Source organism: Agrobacterium sp. DSM 25558 (assembly GCF_900100825.1).
Lineage (GTDB): Bacteria > Pseudomonadota > Alphaproteobacteria > Rhizobiales > Rhizobiaceae > Agrobacterium.
Genome location: NZ_FMUD01000072.1, coordinates 1 through 4,841, shown reverse-complemented (window position 1 = coordinate 4,841; position 4,841 = coordinate 1). Strand labels below are relative to the sequence as shown.

The window sequence follows — 4,841 nt, the reverse complement described above, 5'->3', positions numbered from 1 at the left end:
TGTCGAGGATTTGAGATCGTTCCATATCAGCTTGCCCTCCTGAGGCTGTCGTAACGTGCGCAATCGGCCAAAGGCTCATGGGTCAGGCGAAGCGCATCGGGAATTGAAAGGATGGCGGCCGGCTGCGGATCACGCTTGCGGGCCAGAATGTTGATAATGACGGCAGATGAGAACACCCCCTGATCGAGCGCCTCCTGGCAGGCCGCTTCGACGGTGGGGAGCCCGTCGAGTTCGACACATTCCAGGATTGACACCATTTGTCGGTCGCCATCATGCATCGCCTTCAACCGGCGGCGAACCTTCTCCATGGCGGCGGGCAAAACCCAGTCATGGAACGGGGCACCGTTGCGCAGCGCTCCCGGCTTGCGGGTCAGAACCGGAACATAATGCCATGGATTGTAGATCGTCTCGCCACGGCCGAACTTGCGGTCATGGCGGCCGATCTCGACGCCGTCCTGACGGATGATGATGCGATCGGCATAGGCCTGTATCTCGGCCGGGCGACCGACCGCGGTGGACAGCACCGAGTATTTGTTGTTGTCGAAACGCACGAGGCAGGTCTTGCCGATCAAGGCCTGCACCGCATGGAACCCGTCGAACGTGCCGGGATATCCGATCAGGTGCGGCCGCTCACCTTCGAACACCTCCCAGATCGTGCGCTCCGTCTGATCGACATGCTTATGAGCCCGAGCGTAACTGATACACTTGTCCAGCAGCCAGCCGTTCATCTCGTCGTAGGACTTGAAGCGCAGCCGCGGCGTGAAGAAGCGTTCCCGCACCAGATTGACCTGGTTCTCGACCTGACCCTTCTCCCAGCCCGACGCTGGTGTGCACGCTACCGGCTCGACAAGAAAATGGCTGCACATCTGCAGAAAGCGGCGGTTATACTGCCGTTCCTTGCCGACGAAGACCGCGTCCACTGCTGTCTTCATATTATCATAGATGCCGCGCGTGCAGGCTCCGCCGAAGAAGGCGAACGCTCTGTCGTGGGCATCGAAGACCATCTCCTGCGTCTCGCGCGGATAGGCTCTCACATACATCATCCGGCTGTTGCAGAGCCGGACATGGGCAACCTTCACCGTCGTCGTTACTCCATTGAGCACGACGATCTCGTGGCTCCAGTCGAACTGGTAGGCCTCACCGGGCGCGTAATAGAGCGGCACGTATGCTTGCGCCGTCACGGCCCCGCGCTCTTTCGACCATGTCCTCGCATAACGCCGAACGGTGTCGTAACCGCCTTCGTAGCCGAGGTCGCGCAAATCCTCATATATCCGGATCAGCGTCAGCCGCTCGCGGGAAGCCTTGGCTTCATTGGCAAGTAATATTCCATCGAGCTGATCGCGCCACGGCCCGAGCTTCGGTTGAGGTTGACGGGTCCGCTCGTATTTGAACTCCGTCTCGTCCGTGCGCAAAACCTTCCGCACCACTTTCCGCGATATGCCCAATTCCCGGCAGATCGCTTTGATCGTTTTGCCCTGCACATGCGCAAGGCGCCGTATCTTCAAGATTGTTTCCACAATAAGCATCCAACCAAAAAGCCTCCGATTAAACCGGAGGCTGTTCTAACCCCTTTGCAGATGGGGGGCCCGTTTGGATGCCGATCACCCCAAATGCGGGGTCCTTATTCGGCTCTGACGCAATTTTGGTGGTCTGAGGTAGCTAAACGCGTCAGCCGACATCTTTGGGATCTCGCACTGTTCGGCCGCGCCGCACAGCTGGTCAACGGGAACGCTCTAATGGCAAGGCTCGGCCTAAGCGCGCATCGGCTGGGTGTCGATGTTCGGATATGCCGCGACCATCTGCATTGTTGCCACCTTCTCGAACATGCGCTCCAGATTAAGGAAGCAGATCATCCCATCAGGTTGGGCTATAATGCCATCGGCGTAGCGCATCCCCAGTGAGATGCTGATTTCCGGAACCGGTTGCAGCAGGTTTTCGGGGATCGTCAGGATGTCGGAGACCCGGTCTACGACGAGGCCCATGGTCACGCAGTGAACCTCGGCCACGACGATGGCGCTACGTGGGGTTGGCTCGGTGCTTTTCATGCCGAGCTTATTGGCCAGGTCGATGATCGGGATCACCGACCCGCGCAGGTTCATAACGCCGATGACATCGGGCGGGGCATGCGGGATCGGCGTGGCTGGTCCCCATCCGCGAATTTCGCGGATGGTGGTCGTGCGTACGCAGAACTCCTGATCGTGCAGCCGAAGGCGATGATTTCAAGCATTCCGCCTGAGCCGCCAGTCAAAAGCCCCGGATCGCTCATCAAAAATCCTCCCATGTCTGCTTGGCGGCCGCGTTGCCAGAGAAGGCTTTGGCGACTTTACCCACCAGCCGCTTCGCCGGCGATGCAACAGGTTGGTGGGTCGGGCTTGCAGCCATGGCGGATGCAGTCTGGCGCAGCGTACTGCCGAGCTGGAACTGTGAGATCAGCTTTTGCAAACGTTCGGCTTCACCTGCAAGCGTGGCGCTTGCTGCATTGCTCTCTTCCACCATGGCGGCGTTCTGCTGGGTCACCTGGTCCATCTGGTTGACGGCGGTGTTAACCTCGGCAAGACCCACCGACTGCTCGCGAGCTGACGTGGCGATCGAGTCCATATGCTGATTGACGGTGACGATATAGCCTTCGATCGTCTTGAGGGCTTCGCCTGTGTCGCTGACCAGCTTAACCCCGTTCTGTACCTCTATCGAGGAATTGCGGATCAGTTCCTTGATCTCCTTGGCGGCTTTTGCCGAGCGCTGCGCCAGTTCGCGGACTTCCTGCGCGACGACGGCGAAACCCTTGCCCGCGTCACCGGCACGCGCGGCCTCGACGCCGGCATTCAGCGCCAGAAGGTTGGTCTGGAAGGCGATCTCGTCGATGACGCCGATGATGTTGGAAATCTCATTGGAGGACTGCTCGATTTTCTGCATGGCATCGACGGCATTGCCGACGACTTTGCCGGACTGGGCAGCACTTTCATTGGCCAGAACCGCTACCTTGCGGGCCTCATCGGCGCGTTTGGAGGAGTTGGCGACATTGACGGTGATCTGGTCGAGAGCTGCGGCGGTTTCCTCGAGCGAGGCGGCCTGCTGTTCAGTGCGCTTGGACAGATCCTCGGTACTCTGACTGATCTCGCGGGTGCCGTTGTCGATCTGTGTGCTGGCCTGCGCCACGGCGCTCAGCGTTTCTGCCAGTTGTCCGACCGCCCCGTTCAGATCGTGACGCAGTGCTTCGAAATCCGGTGCGAAAGCTTCGTTCAGCTGGAAGCCGAGATCTCCGGCTGCAAGACGGCGAAGACCTGTCGCCAGGCCCGACGTCGCCTGCTGAAGGCGCTCTTGTGCGGCGGCTTCAGCTTCAGCTGTCACGCGAGCACGGTCGCTCTCCACCTGGACGCGTGCAGCTTCCGCTTCCAACTCAAGGCGCTTGTTGTTGATCGCCGCCCGGCGGAACACTTCGACCGCTCCGGCCATATCGCCGATCTCGTCTTTTCGGCCCGTATAGGCAAGATCAATATCGGTGTGACCATCCGCAAGCTTCCGCATGGCCTGCGTCATGATGCGAATTGGCCGCCCGACGCTCCTGATTAGGATAAACGCGGAAAGTATAAGGGCAAGCACAATGGAAAGACCGATGGCGAGAGCCACCGAATTCGCCCTTGCGACTGTGGCATCCAGAGACGCCTTTGCGCCTGCCGTAAATCGGGTGGCGTTCTTCTTCGCCTGGTCAATTGCAACGGCCGTGTCGTCGGCGATTTTCCTGCCTTCGGCGTCAGGTACAACGGCGACAGCGGCTGCTACCTCCTCGACCGTCAGTTGACGACCCGCGCTCTTCTCAAAGGCGTTTTCCACCGAGGTAAAGCGCTTCTCAGTAGCAGCCGCATAATTTTTAAGACCGTCCCTGATCTGAATAAGCACGTCAGGGATCATCGCCAGAGCGATCGGTTGCTTAAGACCGTTCTCGCCAGACTCAAAGCTTGTCTTGGCGTCCGAAAAGGCTTGGGCCGCTTCGTCTTCCGTCTCGGCAAGGCTGATGCCGCGAGCAGCAAAGCGCATCCGGGCAAGCGCCAGTTCTGCATTGACGATGCCATTGAGGATCGTCTGCTCACGATTGACGACCTGGTTTGCTTCATCAATCTTCAGACTAGCGACCTGCTGGTTGGCGATCATTCCGGCAATCAGCAGGATACCGATCCCCGATGATACCAGCAATTTGGTTCCGACCTTGGCATTCTCGACTATGAACATAAGACTCTCCAATGAGATATGTGTTTCGCGCGATGTCCGATGGACCGCTGGCCGGAGAGCAAAGTCATTCTGCCGAAGGCTTGGGGGAAAACGGAGGTCATTTCCGGATTGCGTTTTCGGTAAGGAAGGGTGCGAGACCGCTTTAGATGGCCTCCACGAGTTATGTTCACAAGACGTCTTTTCTGCCGATTTCAGCATCGGAGATGTTTCGGAACTCAGTCAAATAGCCGAGCATGACACCAAGTTTGGCTTCGAGCTCGCCCATGATGTCCGGCAGGCCAGATTTCTGAATAAGCTGTGCCAGTTCATCCGTTTGGTTACTAACTGGATCATCAAGGACTGGTTGGGAAAATTTGAGAAATACGATGTTGCTCATAACGCTGACCTCTGGTGCAATCGCTGTCATTAAAAGGGTTTGGAATGTAGAGCTCGAAGCCACATCCTATTCGTCGCAATTAGGGTCTCAGTATTCGATATATTCATTTTATTTTGGATAATCATTCATTTCAGGAGTAGGCTAACACTATTATTTAAACGCGTAAAAACGGTCATTTAGGGAGTCGAACTGCGGGGCTTTGGCAACAATAACAATTGACCTAAAATCGTTCAAACGT

At 57.5% G+C, this 4,841-nt stretch carries 3 protein-coding genes and 1 pseudogene; all 4 read right to left on the bottom strand.

Annotated elements, in window-relative coordinates; translation table 11 throughout:
• Nucleotides 1–26 precede the first annotated feature (26 nt).
• The 4 genes and pseudogenes from istA to DSM25558_RS27365 all read right to left on the bottom strand — a co-directional run bounded on the left by istA (nt 27) and on the right by DSM25558_RS27365 (nt 4,603).
• On the bottom strand, nt 27–1,526 hold the full coding sequence (gene istA / locus DSM25558_RS27380) for an IS21 family transposase (RefSeq protein WP_077107762.1): 1,500 nt from the start codon (nt 1,524–1,526) through the stop codon (nt 27–29).
• 225 nt (nt 1,527–1,751) lie between these two features.
• Nucleotides 1,752–2,266 (bottom strand): annotated as a pseudogene (locus tag DSM25558_RS27375) (chemotaxis protein CheW).
• Nucleotides 2,266–4,227, bottom strand: coding sequence for a methyl-accepting chemotaxis protein (locus DSM25558_RS27370; protein WP_077107761.1), 1,962 nt, complete (start codon nt 4,225–4,227; stop codon nt 2,266–2,268). The pseudogene DSM25558_RS27375 and the gene DSM25558_RS27370 overlap by 1 nt, the downstream one beginning before the upstream one ends.
• Nucleotides 4,228–4,393: 166 nt before the next feature.
• Nucleotides 4,394–4,603 (bottom strand): hypothetical protein, encoded by a 210-nt coding sequence (locus DSM25558_RS27365; protein ID WP_143240273.1) that lies wholly within the window; start codon nt 4,601–4,603, stop codon nt 4,394–4,396.
• Between the last annotated feature and the right edge of the window lie 238 nt (nt 4,604–4,841).